16 protein-coding genes are annotated in these 21,417 nt (G+C 72.6%); 5 read left to right on the forward strand and 11 right to left on the reverse strand.

Annotated elements, in window-relative coordinates; genetic code table 11:
* Positions 1-662: 662 nt before the first annotated feature.
* Positions 663-1,838 carry a sigma-70 family RNA polymerase sigma factor gene (locus tag POL25_RS06670; protein WP_272085059.1) on the forward strand — a complete coding sequence of 392 codons (1,176 nt, stop codon included), beginning with the start codon at positions 663-665 and terminating at the stop codon, positions 1,836-1,838.
* A gap of 143 nt (positions 1,839-1,981) precedes the next feature.
* On the opposite strand, the gene POL25_RS06675 is transcribed toward POL25_RS06670, so the two are convergent.
* From POL25_RS06675 to POL25_RS06700, 6 genes are all read right to left on the reverse strand, one after another.
* Positions 1,982-3,877 carry a mucoidy inhibitor MuiA family protein gene (locus POL25_RS06675; RefSeq protein ID WP_272085060.1) on the reverse strand — a complete coding sequence of 632 codons (1,896 nt, stop codon included), beginning with the start codon at positions 3,875-3,877 and terminating at the stop codon, positions 1,982-1,984.
* A gap of 70 nt (positions 3,878-3,947) precedes the next feature.
* Positions 3,948-5,033: an AI-2E family transporter gene (locus tag POL25_RS06680; protein WP_272085061.1), complete on the reverse strand. Its 1,086-nt coding sequence runs from the start codon at positions 5,031-5,033 to the stop codon at positions 3,948-3,950.
* A gap of 356 nt (positions 5,034-5,389) precedes the next feature.
* Positions 5,390-6,157, reverse strand: coding sequence for a hypothetical protein (locus POL25_RS06685; RefSeq protein ID WP_272085062.1), 768 nt, complete (start codon positions 6,155-6,157; stop codon positions 5,390-5,392).
* A 283-nt stretch (positions 6,158-6,440) separates the two neighbouring features.
* On the reverse strand, positions 6,441-9,335 hold the full coding sequence (locus POL25_RS06690; protein WP_272085063.1) for a serine/threonine-protein kinase: 2,895 nt from the start codon (positions 9,333-9,335) through the stop codon (positions 6,441-6,443).
* 166 nt (positions 9,336-9,501) lie between these two features.
* On the reverse strand, positions 9,502-9,813 hold the full coding sequence (locus POL25_RS44870) for a sigma 54-interacting transcriptional regulator (RefSeq protein ID WP_373372084.1): 312 nt from the start codon (positions 9,811-9,813) through the stop codon (positions 9,502-9,504).
* 3 nt (positions 9,814-9,816) lie between these two features.
* The gene (locus tag POL25_RS06700) at positions 9,817-10,158 is read right to left on the reverse strand and encodes a thioredoxin family protein (RefSeq protein WP_272085064.1); all 342 of its coding nucleotides are present in this window, start codon (positions 10,156-10,158) and stop codon (positions 9,817-9,819) included.
* A 272-nt stretch (positions 10,159-10,430) separates the two neighbouring features.
* On the opposite strand from POL25_RS06700, the gene POL25_RS06705 reads away from it, so the two are divergent.
* Positions 10,431-11,165: a hypothetical protein gene (locus POL25_RS06705; RefSeq protein WP_272085065.1), complete on the forward strand. Its 735-nt coding sequence runs from the start codon at positions 10,431-10,433 to the stop codon at positions 11,163-11,165.
* 84 nt (positions 11,166-11,249) lie between these two features.
* Here the strand turns inward: POL25_RS06705 and POL25_RS06710 are convergent, their stop codons facing one another.
* The gene (locus tag POL25_RS06710) at positions 11,250-12,527 is read right to left on the reverse strand and encodes a matrixin family metalloprotease (protein ID WP_272085066.1); all 1,278 of its coding nucleotides are present in this window, start codon (positions 12,525-12,527) and stop codon (positions 11,250-11,252) included.
* Between the two features lie 40 nt (positions 12,528-12,567).
* Here POL25_RS06710 and POL25_RS06715 point away from each other — a divergent pair, with 40 nt between their 5' ends.
* Entirely contained in the window at positions 12,568-12,768 is a 201-nt protein-coding gene (locus POL25_RS06715; RefSeq protein WP_272085067.1) for a hypothetical protein, read from the forward strand.
* Positions 12,769-12,850: 82 nt separating this feature from the next.
* Here POL25_RS06715 and POL25_RS06720 read toward each other — a convergent pair whose 3' ends face one another.
* From POL25_RS06720 to POL25_RS06730, 3 genes are all read right to left on the reverse strand, one after another.
* Positions 12,851-15,538 carry an excinuclease ABC subunit UvrA gene (locus POL25_RS06720; protein ID WP_272085068.1) on the reverse strand — a complete coding sequence of 896 codons (2,688 nt, stop codon included), beginning with the start codon at positions 15,536-15,538 and terminating at the stop codon, positions 12,851-12,853.
* Between the two features lie 438 nt (positions 15,539-15,976).
* Complete coding sequence (locus tag POL25_RS06725; protein ID WP_272085069.1) at positions 15,977-17,821, reverse strand: S8 family serine peptidase; 1,845 nt, start codon at positions 17,819-17,821, stop codon at positions 15,977-15,979.
* A gap of 469 nt (positions 17,822-18,290) precedes the next feature.
* Positions 18,291-19,238, reverse strand: coding sequence for a GlxA family transcriptional regulator (locus POL25_RS06730; RefSeq protein ID WP_272085070.1), 948 nt, complete (start codon positions 19,236-19,238; stop codon positions 18,291-18,293).
* 72 nt (positions 19,239-19,310) lie between these two features.
* On the opposite strand from POL25_RS06730, the gene POL25_RS06735 reads away from it, so the two are divergent.
* Entirely contained in the window at positions 19,311-19,871 is a 561-nt protein-coding gene (locus tag POL25_RS06735) for a cysteine hydrolase family protein (protein WP_272085071.1), read from the forward strand.
* Positions 19,872-19,934: 63 nt separating this feature from the next.
* Here POL25_RS06735 and POL25_RS06740 read toward each other — a convergent pair whose 3' ends face one another.
* Positions 19,935-20,786: a hypothetical protein gene (locus POL25_RS06740; protein WP_272085072.1), complete on the reverse strand. Its 852-nt coding sequence runs from the start codon at positions 20,784-20,786 to the stop codon at positions 19,935-19,937.
* A 64-nt stretch (positions 20,787-20,850) separates the two neighbouring features.
* Between POL25_RS06740 and POL25_RS06745 the strand changes: the two genes are divergently transcribed.
* Entirely contained in the window at positions 20,851-21,303 is a 453-nt protein-coding gene (locus tag POL25_RS06745) for a hypothetical protein (RefSeq protein ID WP_272085073.1), read from the forward strand.
* Positions 21,304-21,417 lie beyond the last annotated feature (114 nt).

Genomic DNA, 21,417 nt, shown 5'->3' on the forward strand with positions numbered 1-21,417 from the left:
TGTCCGAAAGCACATTGTCCCGAAGACATGTCTTTTCAGGCATGTCCTTTTATTCCCGAGCAATCGGCGCCTGGCCCACCGCCCCGGCCATCGGCCTCAGCTCCGCGACCGCGCTCACGCCGGGCCACGCCCGGCGACCCTGGAGCCTCCGAGCGTGCATAACCTCGACCGCGCTGACCCAGCGACGCGCACACGGGCGTCCGCGTCGAGCGCCCGCTTGATGGCGACGACCTCGACCTGTCGCATTCCCGCCCGGCGACCCTGGAGCCTCCGAGCTCGCATGCCCCGATCGCGCTGGCCCACCGACGCGCCCACGGGCGTCCGCGTCGAGCGCCCGCCGCATGGCGACGAGCTCGCCGGCCACGACCTGTAGCGTTCCGCCGCCCGACGACACTGGAGCCTTCGAGCTCGCATGCCCCCGACCCGCGCCTGGCCCACCGACCTGCACGCACACCTGACGGACGGCCTGCGGGCGCCCGCCTTCCCGTGACGCGGCGCCCGCGCGGTCCGGCGTGGGCGCGCCGGACCGCGCGGGCCGAGGATGCCGCGCGCCGCCGCCACCGGCCTGCCGCCTCGCCTCGCCGCGGCTCCAGAGCCCCCACGAAAAATTTCTCCGCCCTCGTGTAGGGTTCTTTCGGCTGGCGACACTCGAGCCCTGCAGGATGAACGAACTGCTGCTCATCGACCTCACCGCCTGGATCGGCGAGAAGCTCTTACTGCTCGTGCTGGGGCTGGGGCTGCTCACCATGTTGGTGATGCCGGCGATGCGGCTGTCGGCGCTGGCGGTCGGCACGGCGCGCTGGCTGGCGCTGGCCGTGCCGCGGCTGCTGCGGCGCCGCGCCCTCGCCGGCGAGCCGTCGCGGCCGCTGCAGCTCGGCGGCCTCTCGGGCCCGCTCGCGCGGCTGATCCGCCAGACCCGCACCCTCGCGCTCGAGCTGCGCCGCTCGAGCGACGCCGCCGTCGACTGGCCCGTCGAGCCGGCCCAGCCCGATCCGCCGCGCAGCGGCTGGCGCGAGCTGCTGCTCGGGGTCGCCGACGCCAACGCCCCGCTCACGGCGATCCGCGGCGACGTATTCGCCTGGATCGGCACGGTCGAGGCCATGTCGGCCAGCGATCGCCAGCTGCTGGTCGGGCTCGGCGTCGAAGTCGAAGCGGTCCGCCGCGCGCTGACCGACGAGGGCGCGCCGGTCGAGATCGTGCGGGCCCTCGCCGGCCTGCTGTGGAGCATCGACGAGCGGCTCGCCACCGTCGGCGCGTTCGGCTATCGCGGCACCAGCGTCGTCCAGGCCGCGCTGCCGGGCACGAGCGCGCGGGCGCTGACGACCGGCGGCGACGAGGACGAAACCCGGGCCCGCCGCGGGCGCTGGGCCGGGACGGTGGCCGAGCACGGCCCCGGGCTGTCGCAGATGGCCGCCAGCTACTCGCGCGGCGCGGCCGACCGCGCCGACCTCGAGCAGGACATCGCCCTCGCGCTGTGGCGCGCGCTGCCGCTGTTCCGCGGCGAGTCGTCGCTCAAGACTTTTGCTTATCGGGTCGCCCGCTACTGTTGTTTCCGCCACGTCCGCCGGCGCAAGGACTTCGACGCGAGCGTCGACCCGGCCAGCGTCGCCGACCCGGCCGCCAGCATCGAGTCGGCGATGCTGCGCGCCGACCAGCGCGCCCGCATCGAGCAGGCATTGACCGACCTGCCCGACAACCTCGAGTCGGTGATGACGCTGCACCTCTCCGGCCAGTCGTACGCGCAGATCGCCGAGACCCTCGGCATCACCGAGCGCAACGTCTCGGTCCGCCTGTCCCGCGCCCGCGCCCGCCTGCGCCGCCAGCTCGTCGCCGCCTGAGCGCGAGCGCTGCGTCGCCCGCTCGGCGCAGCGCTGCGTCACCTGCTCGGCGCGCTGCACGAGCGCAGCGCAGCGTCACCCGCTCGTCGCCGCCCGAGCGCGGCCCGGCGCAGCGCCGCCCGCTCGTCGCCGCCCGAGCGCGATCAGAACGCCGCCTCCATCTCGACCAGCCGCTCCTCGAAGTCCATCTGCTTGCGCGGCGCCGCGGGGCTCGGTGAGGCCGTCTCCTGCATCTGCTTGCGCTTCACGTCGAGCACCAGCGACGGCGGATACTCGACCTGATACGAGACCCGGAACGAGCGCTCCTCGCGGGCCGCGAGCGTCACCGTCCAGCGCACGATGCCCTTGACGTCGGCCTTCTCGCTCGGTCCAATGCGCACGTTGCTGACCCGCACGTCGCTGTTCTCCGCCACCGGGATGCGCTCGGCCAGCACCACCGTGACCGGCCGCTCCGACAGGTTGCGCGCCTTGCTGACGAACGACAGCTGCATGCGGTTGCGGGCGTTGCGTTGCAGCGAGCTCTGATGCCGGTCGAGCTCGCGCGCCAGCTTGACCTGATCGGCGACGCTGAAGAACAGCGAGAAGTCCTCGTCCCGGGCCACGAAGTCGATATCGGTCATGCCGAGGAACGCCCCGTCCTGGTAGCGGGCGACCCCGCCGGGCAGCAGCGCCTGCTCGGTCTTGTTGGTCATCTCGAGCGTGACCGCGGCGTTGAGTGATTCTTCGGGCGCGGCGATGATGCGGCGCTGGGCCTTGATCCGGCTGCTGCCGATGCGGACCCGGATCGATCTCCCGTCGGACCTGGCGATCACCGGGTCGCGGGCGACGAAGTGAGCCGTCGTCCCGCGCGTCTGCAGGCCCGCGAAGATCTCGACCGTCTTGCTCTGCACCCGCTCCAGCAGCGCCAGGTTGCTCGAGTACGAGCGCTCGAACTGCTCGACCTCCGAGATGCGCTTCGCGGCCGCCTGGTTCATGCGGTTCCAGTGCACGTTCTGCTCGGCGAACTTCTGCTGCGCCGTGGTGAACGAAGTCAGCTCCCGCGTCACGCTGCGCGACACCTCCGGGCCCTTGCCCAGCGCCAGCATCTCGAGCTCCGGGATCCGCTCGCTGTCGGACGACGACTGGGTCGAGAACGACAGCTCCGCGTGACTCCAGTCCTCGCCCGTCGTCTGCGTGACCACGGCGAACGACGTCAGCTCCACCGCCTCGGGGTCGCTCGCGCCCGACCGCACCTCGTGCATCGGCTCCCACGTCGCCCCGGGCGTCGCGTAGGTCAGCGTCAACGTCGCCTCGCCCGCCGCGCTGCCCTGCACCGTCACCAGCACCATCGTCTCCTCGAGCCGGGTCAGGCGGCTCAGCTCCTCGAGGTTGCGCGCGCTGGCCTCGACGTCGGGCGCCAGCAGCTCGCGCGCGGCCCGGGCGTCGCGCCGCGACGACGCGGTCTTGCGCAGCGTGCCGGACACGAACTCGATGACCTCGCCGTAGCTGTCGACCTTGATCTCGCGCTTGACCCCGTCGTCGCCGAGCTTCTCGAGCGAGAACACCTTGATGGACTCGACGTGCTTCTGCTGGGCGTCGAGGATCGCCAGCTCGTCGTCGAGCGCTTGCAACTTCTGCAGCAGCTCCTTGTGCCGCAGCTCGGCCTTGCGGAACCCCTCGTCGGTCGAGCGGGCCAGAAACCGCCGCTCGACGCTCACGTCGACGATCTTGCCGGCGCTGGTCGAGGCCCGCACCGAGCCCTCGTCGACCCACCCCGGCAGCTTCTTGAACCGAAACACCTTGGGCTCGTTCGTCAAGCTCACGCGGGCGTCGCGGCTGACCAGGGCGCGGTCCGAATACACGGTGACCCGGCCGATGCGCGAGGTCACCCCGCGCTCCGCGGGGTCCTCGGGCCCGTCGGCGACCGCCGCCGCGAGGGCGAACACGGGCGGCGGGGGCTCCTCCGGCCGGCCCTTCGAGGGGACCGCGGCCCGGGTGGCGCACCCGGCGACGAGCGTAAAAAGGACGGTGAACGACTTCCAGACGAAGGGCCGCGGCAAAGTGGTCGATTGTACGTCGGACGGCCCCCGCCGATCTGCCACCCCCGACGCGCGCCCCCGCTCGCCCCGCTCAGAGCTTCACGGTCGGCGGGACGATCAGCGGCACCGGCTCGGGCGCAGCCACGATCACGTCCGGGTGGCGGAACGCCTCGAACAGCGACAGCGCCACCGCGATCACCACCGGCCCGAGGACGATGCCGACGAACCCGAACAGCCGCAGCCCGCCCAGCACCGCGAAGAAGATCAGCAGCTCGTGGAGCTCGGTCCGCTTGCCGACCAGGCGCGGGCGCAAAAAGTTGTCGATGAGGCCGATGGCGAAGATGCCCCACACCGTGAGGAGGATCGCCTTGATCCAAGCGCCCTGGATCGCCAGGTAGATCGCCGCGGGTACCCAGACCAGGAACGCGCCGATCAGCGACATGAAGATCATCACCACGCCCCACAGCAGCGCCGAGGGCACGCCCAGGACCCAAAACGCCAGCCCACCGAGCGTGCCCTGGATCGCGGCGACCACCAGACCGCCGTAGATGCTCGCGGCCACGACCTCGCGCACGCGCAGCAGCAGCGCCCGCGTCGGCTGGTTGCGCAGCGGGATCGCCGTCGCCAGCGCGTCGCGGATCGTCAGGCCGTCGCGGAAGAAATAGAACATCACGAACAGCGCCAGCAGCGAGCCGACCAGCATCGTCGCGGCGTTCTGCACCACGTACAGCATGCGCGTCGCCAGCTCGCCGCCGAGGGTGCTCAGGTACTCGGTGACCTGGACCCGGATGTGCAGGACGTCCATGCGCTCGTTGAGCCAGCGGACGGCGGAGCCGGTGGTGGCCGACGACGGATCGGTCAAGCTCGCCACTGCCCCCTGCAGGCTGCTGACGGCCGGGCCGATCTCGCGGAACATCGCCCAGCCGATCAGCGCCAGCGGCAGGCCGATCAGCAGGACCACGATCAGGCACGCCAGCAGCGCGCTGAGGTTGGGCCGCCGCGTCCGTTGCAAGATCCGCCGATGCACCGGCTCGAGCGTGATCGTGAGCACGCTGGCCCACGCCAGCACGTCGATGAACGGCACGAGCATCAGCCAGCACAAATAAAGCGTGCCGCTCAGGGCGGCGACGAGGATGATCCAGCGGGCCTTCTCGCGGTTGTCGATCGAGTTGTTCATCGTCGGGTGTCTGGCGGGGGGCGCGTCGCCAGGTCTCGCCTCGACCATCACCGTGATCGCGGTTGCACAAGTGCTCGCTCCGCCTAGCATCCACCCACGCGCCAGGAGCCCCGCGTCGGCCCACCCGCGCGCCGCCGGTCGGGGCTTGAAGTGGCGCCCCGGCCCGTCCGCGCACATCGCGGCGAGGCGAAGCCCGCGCTCCCGTCCCCGCGGCGTGCTCGACGACGTCGGCCCGCCCCGCGCCGGAGACCGGCGTTCGTGGCGACCGGCCCGCGGCGCCGATCGGGTCGCCCCTGGCCGACCCCGGCGACGGCGGGGCGTCTCCACTCGCCAGCCGCGCCGGCGACTGCCATCCATCACAGCAGCGTCGCGTAATCGAAGCCCGACTCGGTCACGAGGTGCACGCCCGGCGTCACCTCCACGAGCGGCGTCTCGCAGGTCGCGTCGATCGCCATGCGCGCGCCGTACAGCGGACCGGGCACCATGAACGGCGCCGACACGTGGGTGTCGAGCCGGCCGGAGATCCACAGCGTCGCGCCGACGGTGGTCTTGACGATCACCAGCGGGCTGTCGGCCGGCGTCGAGCCCTTGTTCCACGACTCGCTCCACTTCGGGCTCGCCGAGCTCGCGCCGATCTGGACGCTACAGTTTGCCCGCCCGTCGTAGAGGCCCGACCCGTCCCACGCGACCGACAGCTCGGCGCGGAAGGTCAGCGTCACCGGCGTGTTCTTCGGCAAGCTGGCGGAGGCGACCACGAAGCGATCGACGAAGCGGTTGCTGGTGTTGGCCGCGACCGCGGCGGGGAAGCTGGTCGCCTGGACCCGCGCGGCCTCGGCGGAGACGTGGCTGGACAGCGAACCCAGGTCGCTCCAGGCGAACGCCGCCGCGTCGGAGTAGAGGATCTGCGTGGAGTAATAGGCCCAGGTGGTGCCGGCCGGGTCGTGCTGCGCGTCGGCCGAGGTCTGGCCCGTCAGCGGCCCGACATACGCGGCCCCGCTGCCCGGCATGCCGCCGGTGACCGCGTGCGCGGTGACCGAGTAGTTCGGGCCCGCCGCCCGCGCCGGCGCGGCCGCTGCGAACGACGAGAGACAGGCGACAGCCACCGAGGTCGTCCAAAAGTGCATGCCCGGTGAGCGCCGTCAGCCAGCCCCGAGGATCGCGCCGGCCGACGCCGTGTGAACGCACGCGGCACGCCGTGAACCGGTTTGCCGCGCGGCCTACATGGAAATCCCGCCCGCGACCCGCGAGGGGCGGCGCTCGGCGCTCACCCACGACTGATTCTGCTCTCATGGACATGTCCATGAGAGCATGTACTTTTAAACATGTTTAATACGACATGTCCTATCGTTTCAATCGTTATCATCGGCAGCGCACTGCCGGCCTCATGCGAGGTTGGCACGCGGCCGCTCAGCGCTCCTGCCCTGCAAGCCACGCCTCGACCTCGCGCAGCTGCCCTTGCGCCGCCGCCCCGATCTCCCGAAACCCCTCCGCCGCAGCGCCGGCCTCCGCGAGCGCGCGGCTGCGGTCGCCGCCGGTAGCGACCAGCGCCCGCGCCAGATCGAAGTGCGCCTCCGGCTCGAGGTACTGCCGGCCCGCGCTGTCCTCATAAAGCCTCACCGCTCGCTCGAGCAGCGCCAGCGCCTCGCCCGGTCGGTCCTGCAAGTACAGGCGCCCGAGGCTGGCCAGGCTGACCGCCACGTTCGGGTGGTCGCGCCCGAGCGCCTTCTCCTTGATCGCCAGCGCTCGCTCGACCAGCGCGATCGCCTTGCCCGGGTCGCCCGTGGCCGCGTACACATTGGCCAGGTTGCCCAGCACGCGGGCCACGTCCGGGTGTTCGGGCCCCAGGCTGCGGCTCCAGATGGCGATCGCGCGCTCGTACAGCGCCTTGGCCCGCGCGTACGCCTTCGCCTCCACGTACACGTTGGCCAGGCCGTTGAGGCTGAACGCGATGTCGACGTGATCGCGGCCGAGCGCCGCCTCCTTGAGCGCCAGCCCGCGCTCGTGCAGCGCCGCCGCGGTCGTCAGGTCGCCCATCTTCGACGCCGCGCTGGCGAGGTTGCTCAGGCTCTCGGCCACCGCCGGGTGGTCCGGGCCCAGCGCCGCCTCCTGGATCACCAGCGCGCGCGCGTACAGCCGGTGCGCCGCCGCCAGCTCGCCGGCCTCGATGTGCGCGTGGCCCAGGTGCTGCAGCGACGCCGCCACGTCCGGGTGGGCCGGCCCGAGCGCCGCCACCGTCAGCGCCAGCGCCCGCTCGGCCTGCTCGCGCGCCGCCGCGAACGACCCCGCCGCCTGGTTCGTCATCGCCAGGTTGCTCAGCGTCGTCGCCACGTCCGGGTGCTCGCGGCCCAGCGCCGCCTCGCGGATCGCCAGCGCCTGCTCGTAGGCGCCGCGCGCCAGCGCATAGTCGCCGGCGACGTAGTGCAGCGCCGCCAGGCTGTTGAGCCGCTGGGCCTCGCGCAGCCGCTCGGGGTCGCCCGCGTGGGCCGCCGCGACCTCGGCGTGCTGGGCCCACGCGCGCGCCTCGGCCGGGCGCCGCTGCTTGTAGCCGACCAGGAACGTCAGCTCGGCGGCCGCCTGCGCCGCGACGTCCCACGCCCCCGCGCGCGCCGCCGCGAAGTAGGCCGCCGTGTCGGCCGCCGCCGCCCGGTCCGGCAGCGCCAGGCCGCGCGCCAGCTCGCCCTCGGCCGCGCGTGCATCCGCCACCAGCGGCGGCCAGGCCAGCGCCTCCGCCCGCGCGCGCGCCGGCTCGAGCCTCGCCAGGCCCTCCACGTAGCGCCCGGCGAGCCCGAGCGAGCGAGCCCGGGCCAGCTCCGCGCGCAGCTCCCCGACCTCGGCCCGGCCCTCGGTCGGCGGCGCGGGCAGCCGGCGCAGCAGCTCCGGGTCGACGCACGCCTCCACCCCGCGCAGGCTGGCCGCGGCCGCCACCGCCATCTGCACCGCCGTCCGGTCGGCGCGGGTCAGCTCGCCGATCAGCGACTCGATCGCCGAGCGCCGCTCGGCCAGGCACCACTCCGCGCGGTCGAACGTGCCGGCGTCCCAGCGGCCCTCGACCTCGACGCGCACGCAGGCGCGCGCGCGCGCCGACTGCCACGCGCGCACCTGGTCTTCGAGCCAGGTCGAGGTCCGGATCGCCGTCCACTCCGCCTGCGGGAACCCGGTCGCGCGGAACGCCAGCCGCAGGCGCTCGCGCGCGGCGGGGTTCCAGGTCGCGTCGAGCTCGCCCGCCTGCGCCGCGCAGCCGGCCAGCCGCCGCGCGTGGTCCCACTGGCGCAGGCCGACGATCGCCGTCACCGCCACCGCCACCGCCACCACGGTCGCCCCGAAGGCGCGCCGGCGGGCCCGCGCCTGGCCGCGGTCGAGCGCGGCCAGCAGCGCCGTCATCGACGGCCAGCGCCGCCCCGGCTCGTTCGCCAGCCCGCGCGCCAGCACCTGTCGCAGCCACGGCGGCGCCCGGCGGCCGCGCGGGGGCGCCCGCAGCAGCCCCGCCATCACCTGCGTCGCCAGCTCGATCGGCGTCTCGCCGGCGAACGGCCGCTCGCCGTACAGCAGCTCCCACGCCGTCACGCACCACGCGAACTGGTCGACCGCCGGCGTCGCCTCCAGCCCCATCCACTGCTCCGGCGCCATGTACCCCGGCGTGCCCTCGAGCGCGCCGACCCGGGTCAACCGCAGCGTCAGCAGATCGAGCCCCGTCGGCGCCGTCGTGTGGTCCGACAGACCCGGCGAAAGCACCGTCGGCTCGGGCGCTCGCCCGTGCGCCAGCCCGAAGTCCATCACCCGCACGCGCCCGTCGCCGCCGACCATCACGTTGTCGGGCTTCAGATCGCGGTGCACCAGCCCCGCCGCGTGGGCCGCCTCGATCCCGCGGCCCGCCTCTCGCAACACCCGGAGCGCCTCCGGCCACGGCCTCGTCCGGCCCGCCGCCCACGTCCGCAGCGTCTGGCCCTCGATCAGCTCCATCGCGATCCACACCCGCTCGCCGTGCGTGCCGGTGTCGTGGACCGCGACCACGTTCGGGTGCGACAGCTTGGCCAGCGCCTGGGCCTCGCGCAGCAGGCGGATCCGGTCGACCTCCGCGCTCTCGCGCTGGGCCCCGGGGATCACCAGCTTGATGGCGATCTTGCGCTCGAGCTCGGGGTCCCGCGCGGCGTACACCACCCCCATCCCGCCGACGCCGAGCCGCTCGAGGATCGTGTAGCGGCCGATCCGCGCGCCCCGCGGCAGCTCGTCCTCGGACGCGAGCAGGGCCGGCTCCGAACGCACCGGGCTGGCCGTGGCCGCGGCGGTGGTGTCGAGCTGCACGCGCCACCGTATCGCCCCGGCCCGCGCAATTGAAGGCCCGTTTTCGCCCGTCACGGCGCCGCGAGAGGACCCGCGTCGGCGGGAGAGCCCGCAGGACCCGCCGGCAGCGATTCATCGCATGCCCTCTCGGACATGTCCCTCACGACATTTTCAAAAGGACATGTCCTCATGAACATGTCCATCCGACCATAAACTCGGATCCGCCGACAAGTCGACACGCAGGTCCCGTCACTCCCGGGCGAGCCACGCGAACCCGGCCCGGCGCGACGCCCTCACGTCTCCGGGCAGCACCCCGCACGAGCACGGCCCGGCGCGACGCCTTCGCGTCTCCGGGCAGCACCCCGCCCACGTCCCGACCCTCACGAGCTCGGCCCGCGTCCACGAAGAACGTGCCGCCGTGGGCTCGCACGAACACGCCGTCGTGCTGGCTGACCGCGCCGGTGAAGGCGCCCTTCTCGTCGGATCCGTATCGAGTCAGGCCTCACGCGCGACTCGTCGTCGTGAGCCCCGCCAGCGCCTCTGCCAGCTCCGCCCGCGACGGCCGCGCCAGCTGGCCGACCACCTCGCCGTCGCGCATCAGCACGAAGTTCGGCCACAGCTTGACCCGGAACGAGCGCCCCAGCGGTCGCCCCGGCCCGTCCTCCACCTTCACGTGCTCGACCTCGGCGTGCTCGGCCAGCAGCGACTTCACCCCCGGCGCCGCGGCCGAGCAGTGGCCGCACCACGCGGTCCCGAACTCGACGAGCACGAGCCCGCTCCGCTGGTTCAGTTGCTCGCGAGTCGGCGCTCGCTCGGAGTCCAGGTACTGGGTCGCAAAGGCCATGGTGGTGGCATTGTGACCGCTTTCTCCGGCCCGGCACGCCCGCCACCCAGGGCCGCCCCCGCGCGCCCGCGCGGCTCCCGACGCGCCCGACCGGCCTCGTCGGCATCGCCCGCCCGCCGATGGCGCGCGCCGTCCATGGTGAAATCATCGGACATGCCGCGCCCGCTCCTCCCACCCCGAGCGCGAGCGACCTCTCCCGAGTCGCATTCCTGCGAGCCTGGCTCGCACAAACGCGACGAGGTGCGCGCTTCGCCTCGCGTACCATGCTCCGCATGGCCCTGCCAGCACGATCGCGCGCAACTCCTCCGACTCGTCGCCTCCCGTCGCGCCCCCTCGCGCCCGCGCTGGCGTGCCTGCTCGCGTTCGGCTGCGGCGGCTCTGGCACCCCCGACACCTCCGCGACCATCGAGCCGACCAGCAGCCCCGCCACCACCGACACCGAAAGCACCAGCGGCACCAGCGGCACCCCGACCACTGGCGGCACCCCGACCACCGGCGGCACCGACGATACCGGCGCCAGCACCGGCGGCGAACCCGGCACCTGCGCCGCGCTGTGCCAGCGCACCGTCGAATGCGAAGTCCCCACCACCCCGGAGCAGTGCGAGGCCGACTGCGAGGCCGCCGACGCGACCCTGCGCGCCTGCGTGACCGCCTGCGACCAGCCGATCTGCGACGACTTGCTGGACTGCACCAGCAACTGCGCGCACCAGGGCGACCCGAACGCCACCCCGTACGCCTTCTGCAACGAAGACGCCTCGACCTGCCAGCCCGGCGTCTACCTCTGCCTCCACAGCGCCCACGACGGCCTCGAGTTCTCGGTCTGCACCCCCTTCTGCGGCGACGACGACAGCTGCCCGATCCCCGCCACCGGCACCGCCACCCCCGTGTGCGACCTCGACGGCGAGCCCAGCCTCTGCTCGCTCGATTGCAGCCAGGGCCAGCAGTGCCCGGACGACATGACCTGCGACCTCATGGGCTCCGGCATGTGCATGTGGCCGGTCGGCTGACCCGCGCGACGCTTCACCGCGAGCCGCTCCGCGCACGGCGAGCCGCAAGCGACTCGCCGCCCGTCGGCGTTCACCGCCTCGCCGTCACCACGGCCACGGCAGCGAGACGCCGCACAGGAAGTTGTCGTCCCACGTATAGGGATCGGCGTACTCGTTCCAGTGCACGCAGCTGTTGCCGGCCGCAGGGCCGTCGTTCCGCCAGGTGAAGAGCCACTTGCTGTTCGTCGGCACGCACAGATAATTGTCGGACCACGCATGCGGGTCGAGCGGCTCGACGATCTGCGTGCAGCGCATGCCGGCGATCGGCCCGGCCATCGACCACTGCGCGCCGATGTTCTGGTCGGAGCAGAAGTAGTTGTCTTCCCACGTGTGCGGGTCCGAGCCCTCGCCGATCTGGACGCAGTGCTTGCCCGCGAGCGGCCCCGACGACGACCAGGACAGCGTCTGGCGGTCGCCGTAGAGCCACTGGATCCCGAGCATGTCGTCGTACCGGAGGTTGGGCTTCGGATCGTTGTAAAAGGCGTACATCACCGCGTCCGTGTCGTCGGAGTGATTGAGCCCCAGCGCGTGGCCGATCTCGTGCAGCGCCACCGAGCGCAGATCGGTCAGCCCGGCGCCGCCGCCGAGGTTCCAGGTCTCGTCCTCGTCGAAGTGGACGTCGCCCAGGATGCCGTCGCCCGGCGGCCACGCGTGGGCGAGCACGCCGCCCGCGCCGTTGAACGGCCAGTTGTCGCCGTGATTGCCGGCGCCGAAGCTGATCTCGATCTCGGCGTCGTTCTCCTCGTAAAACCGCAGGTTTGTCACCCCGCCCCAGCGCGCGAACGCCTCGGCGATGGCAGCCCGCGTGTCGGCCTGCGACAGGTCGCCGGTGAAGCTGCGAAAGCGATAACGGACCTGGTTGCTGCCCCAGGTGCTGCCGGACGTGTTGTAGTTGGAGCCGCCCTTCCGCGCGTGGGGAGTCTCGTAATAATCGGGGATCCCACACCGCGGAACGGCCATGAGCCGCTGGGTCTCGGCGTTCAGGGTGCCGTCGGCGACCAGCCCGTGGGCCTCCTGGAACCGCACGACGGCCTCGGCGAGCACTTCGTCGAAGACCTCGGGGTCGGCCGGCTCCTCGGTGAACACCGGCTTCCAGCCGGGCAGGTGCTCGAGCGCGGGGTTGGGGAAATAGCCGTAGCGCTTGAGGTAAGCGTGCGCCTGCGCGACCTCCTCGCCGCGATCGCCGAGCCCCGGCTCGGGCGTGGGATCGTCGGCGATGACATCGGCGACGGCGTCGAGGCCAGCGCCGTCGTCCTCGTCGATCGCGGGCAGCTCGCCCTCGGCGACGCACGAAACTGTGAGGCCAGCACACGCGAGCGCCACGAGACCACGCCGCGCAGGACTACCATGAATGAATGCATGCATGTCTAAAGTGTCTCTTTCTCAGGGTAAATGCCCCGACAACGCCGGGGCCGAGTTCATGGAATATGCGGCGGGCCAGGGCGGTCCGGATCACCGCAGTCGCTGCAAGATCGACGCGAAGGCCCATCAAGGCAGCGAACGGGCCGCAGCCCGGCGCAATCACCCCGTGGACAACCGCACGCCCGTCGGCTGCGTCGCCTGAAACCTCTCTGCGGCCCCCGGGTCATGCGGTTCGCCGACGCGCCTCGCGCGGTGCGCGGTACGCCCGGCGAGCCACCGCCCAATCATAGGACTGGCGATTGGCCAGAGCGCATGTCGCCCTCACCCCGCGTCGCGAACTGGCGCCGCAGGTACGGCGCCGTGCGGCTGTCCTGCGCCTCGCACACGACCCGCGGCGGCCCGCTGGCGACCACCCGACCGCCGGCATCGCCCGCGCCCGGGCCGATGTCGATCACCCAGTCGCAGGCCGCGACGATGCGCAGGTCGTGCTCGACCAGCACCACCGTGTTGCCGCGATCGACCAGGCCCTGCAGGCGCGCCATCAGCTTGTCGACATCGGCCGGGTGCAGGCCCGTGCTCGGCTCGTCGAGCACGTACAGCGTGTCGCCGCGCTGCGCCCGCTGCAGCTCGGTCGCCAGCTTGATCCGCTGGGCCTCGCCGCCCGACAGCTCCGTCGCCGGCTGACCGAGCCGGAGATAGCCGAGGCCGATGTCATGAAGCAGCGCCAGCGGACGGTGCACCACGGCCTCGTCGGCGAAGAACGCCTGCGCCTCGTCGACCGTCATGCGCAGGACCTCGGCGATGTTCTTGCCGCCCCACGTCACCTGCAGCGTCTTGTCGTTGTAGCGCGCGCCCTGGCAGGTCGGGCACGGCGCGTACACGCTCGGCATGAACAGCAGCTCGACGCTGACGAAGCCCTCGCCCTCGCAGGTGTCGCAGCGGCCGCCGGCGACGTTGAACGAGAAGCGACCGGCGTCGTAGCGGCGCGCCCGCGCCGTCGGCGTGGCGGCGAACAGCTTGCGCACGGCGTCGAAGAGGCCGGTATAGGTGGCGAGGTTCGAGCGCGGGGTGCGACCGATCGGCCGCTGGTCCACGCGCACGAGCCGGCGCAGAGCCTCGCCGCCGGCGTGGATCTTTCCGCTCGTGGCGCTCTTGACCTGCGGCCCCGCGGCGACGTCGTCCTCCTCCTCTTCGGCGCCGCCGGCCTGGCCGAGGTGCTCGCCGACCAGCTCGACCAGCGCCTGACTGACGAGGCTCGACTTGCCCGAACCCGACACGCCGGTCACCGCCGTCAACGCGCCGAGCGGGAATCGGACGTCGAGCCCGCGCAGGTTGTTGCGAGTGACGCCGCGCAGCTCGAGCCAGCCCGTCGGGGTCCGCGGCGCCCTCGTCCCGGCGACCGGCGGCGCGAACAGATAACGCGCCGTCTGCGAACCAACCACGCCCGCGAGCCCCGCCGGCGGCCCGCTGTAGAGCACCTCGCCGCCGTGCTGGCCGGCCCCGGGCCCGACGTCGATCAGCCAGTCGGCGCGGCGCATGGTGTCGAGGTCGTGCTCGACCACGAACAGCGAGTTGCCGGCGCGCAGCAATTGCTCGAGCGCCCGCAGCAGCGCCTCGTTGTCGGCCGGGTGCAGGCCGGCGGTCGGCTCGTCGAGCACGTAGACCACGCCGAACAGGTTGGAGTGGAGCTGGGTCGCCAGCCGCAGCCGCTGCAATTCACCGGAGGACAAGGTCGGCGTGGTGCGATCGAGCGCGAGGTAGCCGAGGCCGAGCTGCTGCAAGGTGGCGATCCGCCCGAGCAGCTCGTGGGCGATGCGCTGGGCCGCGAGCTGCTTCTCGGGCGAGAGGTCGGGCGTGCGCCGCACGTCGGGCGCACCCGCGTGGGCCGAGCCGCCAGCCGCGACGCGACGGGCCCGATCGCGCTGCCCGGCGGTCCGACTGCGCACCGCCTTGCCGCCCACGGCGGCCATTTCGAAGCGACCCTCGGCGGCGGGCTTCAGGACCTCGGCCAGGCGATCGAGCGGCAGCTGCGACAGCTCGCCGATGTCGAGCCCGGCGAAGGTGACGGCCAGCGCCTCGGGCTTGAGACGCTTGCCGTGACACACCGGACAGACGGTGCCGGTCATGAACCGGGCCACGCGCTTCTTCATCAGCGCGCTCTGGGTGGTGGCGAAGGTGTGAAGCACGTAGCGGCGCGCGCCCATGAAGGTGCCCTGGTAGCTCGGCTCGAGCTTGCGCTTGAGCGCCGCGCGCGTCTCGGCGGGCGTGAAGCCGGCGTACACCGGCACAGTCGGCTGCTCCTCGGTGTAGAGGATCCACTCGCGGTCCTTCTTCGGCAGCTCGCGCCACGGCCGGTCGACGTCGTAGCCGAGGGTCACAAGGATGTCGCGCAGGTTCTGCCCGTGCCATGCCGGCGGCCACGAGGCGATCGCCCGCTCGCGGATCGATTTGCCGTCGTCAGGCACCATCGATCGCTCGCTGACGTCGTAGACGTTGCCGAGGCCGTGACAGTTCGGACAGGCGCCCTGGCTGGTGTTGGGCGAGAAGTCCTCGGCGTACAGCATCGGCTGCTTGGCCGGGTAGCTGCCGGCGCGCGAGTAGAGCAGGCGGATCTGGCTCGAGAGGGTGGTGACGCTGCCGACCGAGGAGCGCACGCTCGGCGCGCCGCGTTGCTGCTGCAAGGCCACCGCCGGCGGCAGTCCGTCGATGCTGTCGACGTCGGGCACGCCGACCTGGTCGATGAGGCGGCGAGCGTACGGCGCGACCGACTCGAAGTAGCGCCGCTGCGCCTCGGCGTACAGCGTGCCGAACGCGAGCGAGGACTTGCCCGAGCCGGAGACGCCCGAGAACACGACAAAGGCGTCGCGCGGGACATCGACGTCGATATTTTTTAAATTGTGCTCGCGCGCGCCGCGGACGCGGACGCAGCGCATGGCGGACGGGGCAGCAGCGGGGTCGTCGGACCGTTGCATGTCGGGCGCAGCCTACCCCCGAACGGCGCCGACGCCGACATCCCGGCCAACACCGCCGCAGCCCCGCCCGCCCGCGCCAGGCCGGGCGACGGCGAAGCCAGCACGGCGGAGAACGCGGACGGCCGAGCCGGGGACCGCTGTCACGACCGGTCAGGCTCGCCGCGACTGGAGAACATAAACCATCGGACATGTTCTCATCAACATGTCCTCATGGCCATCCGTCGAGGCCATGCTCGCTCTGCGACGGACCGCCTCGGGCACATGTCCCCACGAACATGTGTTGAAGCACAACATCGAGGTCGTGCTGATGCCCTCATGAGGTCGCCCTGCACGGCGAAGGACCACGAAAATACATGTCCTCGGGGACATGTCTCATCGAGCATACAAGAAGCTCGCTCCGCGGCGAAGCGGGCCGCAGCAGGTCGGTTACCCCGACGCTCACCGCCTGCGAGCACGCCGGCGCGGCAGCGCCGCCAGCACGACCAGCGTCCACAGACCCACCGGCCCGCCGGCGCTCGCGCAGCCGCAGCCGCCGTCGCCGGTCGCCGGCGCGCCGCTATCGCTCGCGCTCTCGCCCGTGCTCGGACCCGTCGTCGAGCTGCTGCCCTCGCCCGAGCTCGTGCCCGTCGTGGGCGCCTCGCCGGATTCGCTGCCTTCGCCGGTCGTAGGCGCGCACGCTGGGTCGCCCTCGCCGTCGCAGTCGTTGTCGACGCAATCCTCGGGCAGCTCGACCGCGCCCGGCCAGCGCGCCGGGTCGGCGTCGTCGCAGTCGCCCGCGCACAGGCGCACCCCGTCCCCGTCCCCGTCGGCCTCGTCCGCGGGCACTTCGCCGTCGCAGTCGTTGTCGCGCCCGTCGCACACCTCGGCCGCGCCGGGGTGACTGTTCGGATCGGCGTCGTCGCAGTCGTCGCCGCCGCAGTCGACCGCGAAGTGCTTGTCACCGTCGACGTCGACGCAGCTGCAGTACAGCCCCGCCGCCGCCGGCCCGTCGACGAAGCCCCAGCCGAGGTCGTTGTCGGGCGCGTCGGGCTGGCTCGCGGTCGATCGCAGCAGCGCCCGCATGCCGGCCGGATCGAGCTCCGGATAGGCCTCGAGCAGCAGCGCGGCCACGCCGGCGACCAGCGGCGTCGAAAGGCTGGTGCCCTGCGACGCCTCGTAGGCGACCAGGCTGTCCGACCTGGCCATCCACACGTCCTGGCCCGGCGCCACCAGGTCGGGCTTGATCCGGTCGTCGGCCGTCGGCCCGCGCGACGAGAACGAGGTGACCACGCCGTCGAAGTCGGACGCGCCGACGGCGATCACGCCGTCGACATCCGCCGGCGCGTTGAGGGTCTTCGGCCCCGGCCCCTGATTGCCGATCGCCGCGAACATGATGAGCCCGTTGGCGACCGCCACCTTCGCGGCCTGCGACACCACCGCGGTCTCGCCGTCGAGCTGCTGCGGCTCGTACCAGTCGGAGTAGCCGAGCGAGGCGGTGAAGATGTCGGCGCCCATGCCCTCGATCCACTCGAGGCCGGCCACGTAATAATCCTCCTCGTACGGATCCTCGACGTCGATGCGCTCGGTCTTGGCGAGCAGCAGCGAGACCCCGGGCGCCACGCCGGTGAACACCTCGCCGTCGGCGGCGACGATCAGCGACAGCACGCCGGTGCCGTGGTGCTGCTGCCCGGGCGTATCGCCCGCCTCGTCGGCCACGACGTCGTCGCCCTGGACGAAATCGCGGGCCGCGAGCACCTGCACGCCCGCGAACGCCTGGTGCGCCAGCGTGAAGCCGGTGTCCTGCACGCCGACCACCACCCCGGCGCCGGTCAGCCCGCACGCGTGCAGCTCGGGCACGTGCAGCGCCGAAAGGTGCGGCCAAGACAGCCCTTTGGCTGGAACGGGCGTCGACTCGTCGGTCACGGGCAGCGGGTGCTGGTGCCGCCGCGAGCGCGCCACCGGCCGCACGCCGGCGACGAACGGCAGGCGGGCGATCGCGGCCCGCTGGGCGGCGTCGGCGTCGACGCTCACAGCATTGAGCCAGCGCGAGGTGGCACGAATGCGGGCGCCGGTGGCCGTCACCGATTGCACATAGTCCGCGGCCGGCGGGACGTCGCGGACATCGAGGCCCCGATCGCCGCGGACCCGCGCCCGCCGCTGCAACGCTCGCGGCGCCAGCTCCCGCGCCTGCCGCTCCAGCGCGAGCTCGAGGCCCGCCCCCGCGACCTGCTTGTCGCTGAAGAACACCCACGTCGGCGGCTCCACCAGGACCGTGGTGATGGCTAGCGCGGCGATCTGCAGCATCTCGGCGTCCCCTCCTCGGCATTGTCGCCGTGAACCTCCGCGAGCGCGGCCCGTCGCCTGCGCCGGCGGGTGAGGCAGGTCTCTGCAGCGCCGCGACGGAATCATCGCCGACCGGCGCCCGAGGATGCCGGACCGGGGAGCACCTGACTTCCCCGACCGCGCTCACCCGGGGCCCGACCGAAGACGCACCCACATGCTCGCAAGGACATGTGGATTCACCGACCGCGCGTACCCGGTGCCCGACCGGCGTCGCAAGGACATGTTCTAAAGGACATGTCTCATCCGTGCCCGGATCCCCGCGCGCCGCGGCCTACCCACGCCCACCTGCGCCGGTTACCTCGTCGTCCCGCGACCCCCCGCGCCCCATGCCCCTGCGCCGACCCTGGTCCGCCGATTCGCGCGATTCGTTCGCATCATGACTTTTTGGACATGTCTAATACAACATGTCCATAAGAACACGTCGCATCCCTCAGCCCCGCCCCGCGACCCCGAAGCGGCGGCGATATGCCCCCGGCGACAGCCCGAGAATTCTATTAAAAATCTTGCGGAACGCCCCCGGATCGCCGTAGCCGACCTTCCACGCCACCTCCGCGATCGACAGGTCCGACCGCTCCAGCAGGTCGCGCGCCTTGCCGACGCGCAGGTGCTGTAAATACTGCGCCGGCCGCAGCCCCGTCGCCTTGACGAACCGGCGCAGGAACGTCCGCTCGCCGAGGCCCGCGCAGGCCGCCATCGCCGGCAGCGCGATCGGCCCGCCGCTCTTCGCTTGCAGCAGGCGCTGGACCTTGCGGATCGCCGCGTCGCCGTGGCCCAGCGCGGGCGCGAACACGCTGTAGAAGCGCTGCTCGCGGCCGCCCGGATCGACCAGGAAATAGCGCGCGATCGCCAGCATGATCGCCGGACCGAACAGGCGCTCGATCAGCTTGAGCCCGAGGTCGGTCCACGCCATCAGCCCGCCGGCCGTGATCACGTCGCCGTCGTCGACCAGCAGGCGGTCGGTCGCCAGCGCGACCTCGGGGAAGCGGGCCGCGAACGCGCCGGCCAGCGCCCAGTGGGTCGTCGCCACCCGATCTGCCAGCAGGCCCGCCTCCGCCAGCAAGAACGTGCCCGCGCACACCGAGCACACCAGCGTGCCCTCGCCGTGACGCGCGGCGAGCCAGGCCGCCAGCGGGCCCGTGCCCTCGCGCGGGCTGCCCGCGAGGCTCGGCGGCACGATCACCGCCGCCAGCGGCCCGGTCGGCGGTCGCCCCTCCTCCGGCCGCCACGCCACCACCTCGAGCGGCGCGCGAGCGTCCGCGCCCTCGGCGGCCAGCCGGCTGGCGACCGTGAACATGTCGGTGAGCCCGTACACCGCCGACAGCTGCGCGCCCGGGTAGACGAGGATGACGACGCGCCGCGGTCTCTGGCGAGCTGGCATGTGTCAATTTTGCCACGAAGAAAGTCACTCCTGCCGCTCGTGGCGGGGTGACGCGCGGCCTATTTTTCCGCCATGCCTCGTCGCGCCCTGATCGTCATCGACCTGCAGAACGACTACTTCTCCGGCGGCAATTGGACCCTCGTCGGCATCGACGCCGCCGCCGCCAACGCGGCCCGCCTGCTCGCCGCGGCCCGCTCCGCCGGCGACCTCGTGGTCCACGTCCGCCACGAGAACCCGGCCCCCGACGCCCCCTTCTTCGTGCCCGGCACCGCGGGCGCCGACATCCACGCCTCCGTCCTGCCGACCGCGGGCGAGGCCGTCGTGCTCAAGCACCAGATCAACTCGTTCCGCGACACCGACCTGCAGGCGATCCTCGATCGCCACGGCGTCCGCGAGCTCGTGATCGCCGGCGCGATGAGCCACATGTGCATCGACGCCGCCACCCGCGCGTCCGCCGATCTGGGCTATGCGGTGACCCTGATCCACGACGCCTGCGCCTCGCGCGACCTCGAGTTCGGCGATGTCCGCGTGCCCGCGGCCCACGTGCACGCCGCCTTCATGTCGGCCCTCGGCTTCGCCTACGCGACCCTCGTCGCCACCGACGATTATCTCGCACGGACGCGCGCGACCTGAGGACGAAGCGCCGGCGCTCGCTCGCCGGCACCGACAAGACCTCGCCGCGCCATCGCTAGCCCGTCAACGCCGGCGCGGCTTCTTCTTCTCGATGATCGTCGTCATGCGCCCCGTCGCGCCGTCGATGCGGGTCCGGCCCGGCAGGGTCGCACGCACGTGCCGTCCCTCCCAACCGCCCTCGACGGCGACAAGCTCGAGCTCGCCGCGCGGTGGTTCGCTGCAGCTCGCGAGATCGAGCAAGCGCTGCTCGGCGCCCTCGTGGTCGACCGGTCCCGCGTCCGCGTGGCGACCGAGCCGCTCGAGGTACGTCGCAAGCTCGGGGGCACCGACCGCGCGGGCCTGCGGCGCCCAGGTGGCCGCGCGGCGCAGCGTCTCCTCGATCTGCACGCCGCGATAGACCGCATTACACGCGGCGTCGCGCGCGTGGTGGCCGACGATCCTGAACATGTAAAGGCGCTTGGGCACCCGCGGCTCGGCGGCGACCGCCAGCAGCGTCGGCACCAGCGCGTCGAGCATCAGCAGCAGGTCCTCGTCCTGGCTCATCAGGCTCCACCGCGGCTGCCACGCCCAGCGCTTGACCAGCCCCGGGCTGACGCGCCCGAGGTTCTCCTCGGTGTGATGGAGCGGGACCAGCCCGGCCGCCGCGAACGCGTCCCACAGGCGCCGGATCGCGTCGTCGATCTCGCCGGCGACCTGCGGCGGCGCCCCGGTGAGCTCGGCCCACCGATTCGGCGACAGCCGCCCGTGGCGATACAGCCGCAGCAGGCTGCGGGCGATCTGCGGCCCCTCATCGTCCGCCAGCCCGCGCAGCCGCTCGACCCAGGCCGCGATGCTGCCCTCGTCGCCGCGCCACGCCACGGGCCCCAGGATCTGGACGACCCGGGCGAACTCGGCGCGCTGGCGGGCACGGGCCATCGCTCGACGGTACGACGGAGCGGGCGATCCGTCACCCATCCGGCCGCCGCTACCCCCATGCACCGTGCCCGTCCTCGCGCTCGACCTCGCCGTCTCGCCCGCCGTCGCAGTGGCCCACGCGGCCGAGCAATTCTCTGACCAGCCCGGCGCCGCCTGCCGGTTCCGCGCCCACGCCGAGCCGTGCTGCTTCTACCTCGACGCGCGCAAGCCCGGCGGCTCGACCAGCGCCTGGTTCGTGCTGCTGCGGCGCGACCGCGACGGCGCTCGCCTCGAGCTGGTGCCCACCGCCAGCGGCGCGCGGCTGCTGCAGCTGTTCGCGGGCGTGCTCGCCCTCGTCGGCGCGTGGCAGCGCGTCGACTGGTTCGCGCTGCTGGCGATCGTCCCGGTGCTGTTCCTCGCGCTGGCGTGCGAAGCCTATGTCCGCCGCGCCGAACAGGCCGAGGTCGTCGCCGCCCTCGTCACCGCGTTCGAGCCGCTGCGCCGCAGGGGCCTGCCTTACCGCGAGCCGGCTGGATGACTTCGCGAATGCGTGCAGTCGCCCACGCGAACCCGCCTGCGCGCGATCGCTTATGCGGAGGACATCGATGTCCCACTGGCCGATTGACCGGCGACACCACGTCACGCTGCTTCG

The organism is Nannocystis bainbridge, assembly GCF_028368995.1.
Taxonomy (GTDB): Bacteria; Myxococcota_A; Polyangia; order Nannocystales; family Nannocystaceae; genus Nannocystis; species Nannocystis bainbridge.

Coding starts and splice junctions, on each gene's coding strand:
- POL25_RS06680 (WP_272085061.1), bottom strand. CDS start 5,033: ATGAACAACTCGATCGACAACCGCGAGAAGGCCCGCTGGATCATCCTC.
- POL25_RS06740 (WP_272085072.1), bottom strand. CDS start 20,786: ATGGCCCGTGCCCGCCAGCGCGCCGAGTTCGCCCGGGTCGTCCAGATC.
- POL25_RS06730 (WP_272085070.1), bottom strand. CDS start 19,238: ATGCCAGCTCGCCAGAGACCGCGGCGCGTCGTCATCCTCGTCTACCCG.
- POL25_RS06720 (WP_272085068.1), bottom strand. CDS start 15,538: ATGCAACGGTCCGACGACCCCGCTGCTGCCCCGTCCGCCATGCGCTGC.
- POL25_RS06700 (WP_272085064.1), bottom strand. CDS start 10,158: ATGGCCTTTGCGACCCAGTACCTGGACTCCGAGCGAGCGCCGACTCGC.
- POL25_RS06735 (WP_272085071.1), top strand. CDS start 19,311: ATGCCTCGTCGCGCCCTGATCGTCATCGACCTGCAGAACGACTACTTC.
- POL25_RS06705 (WP_272085065.1), top strand. CDS start 10,431: ATGGCCCTGCCAGCACGATCGCGCGCAACTCCTCCGACTCGTCGCCTC.
- POL25_RS06685 (WP_272085062.1), bottom strand. CDS start 6,157: ATGCACTTTTGGACGACCTCGGTGGCTGTCGCCTGTCTCTCGTCGTTC.
- POL25_RS06715 (WP_272085067.1), top strand. CDS start 12,568: ATGTCTAAAGTGTCTCTTTCTCAGGGTAAATGCCCCGACAACGCCGGG.
- POL25_RS06670 (WP_272085059.1), top strand. CDS start 663: ATGAACGAACTGCTGCTCATCGACCTCACCGCCTGGATCGGCGAGAAG.
- POL25_RS06725 (WP_272085069.1), bottom strand. CDS start 17,821: ATGCTGCAGATCGCCGCGCTAGCCATCACCACGGTCCTGGTGGAGCCG.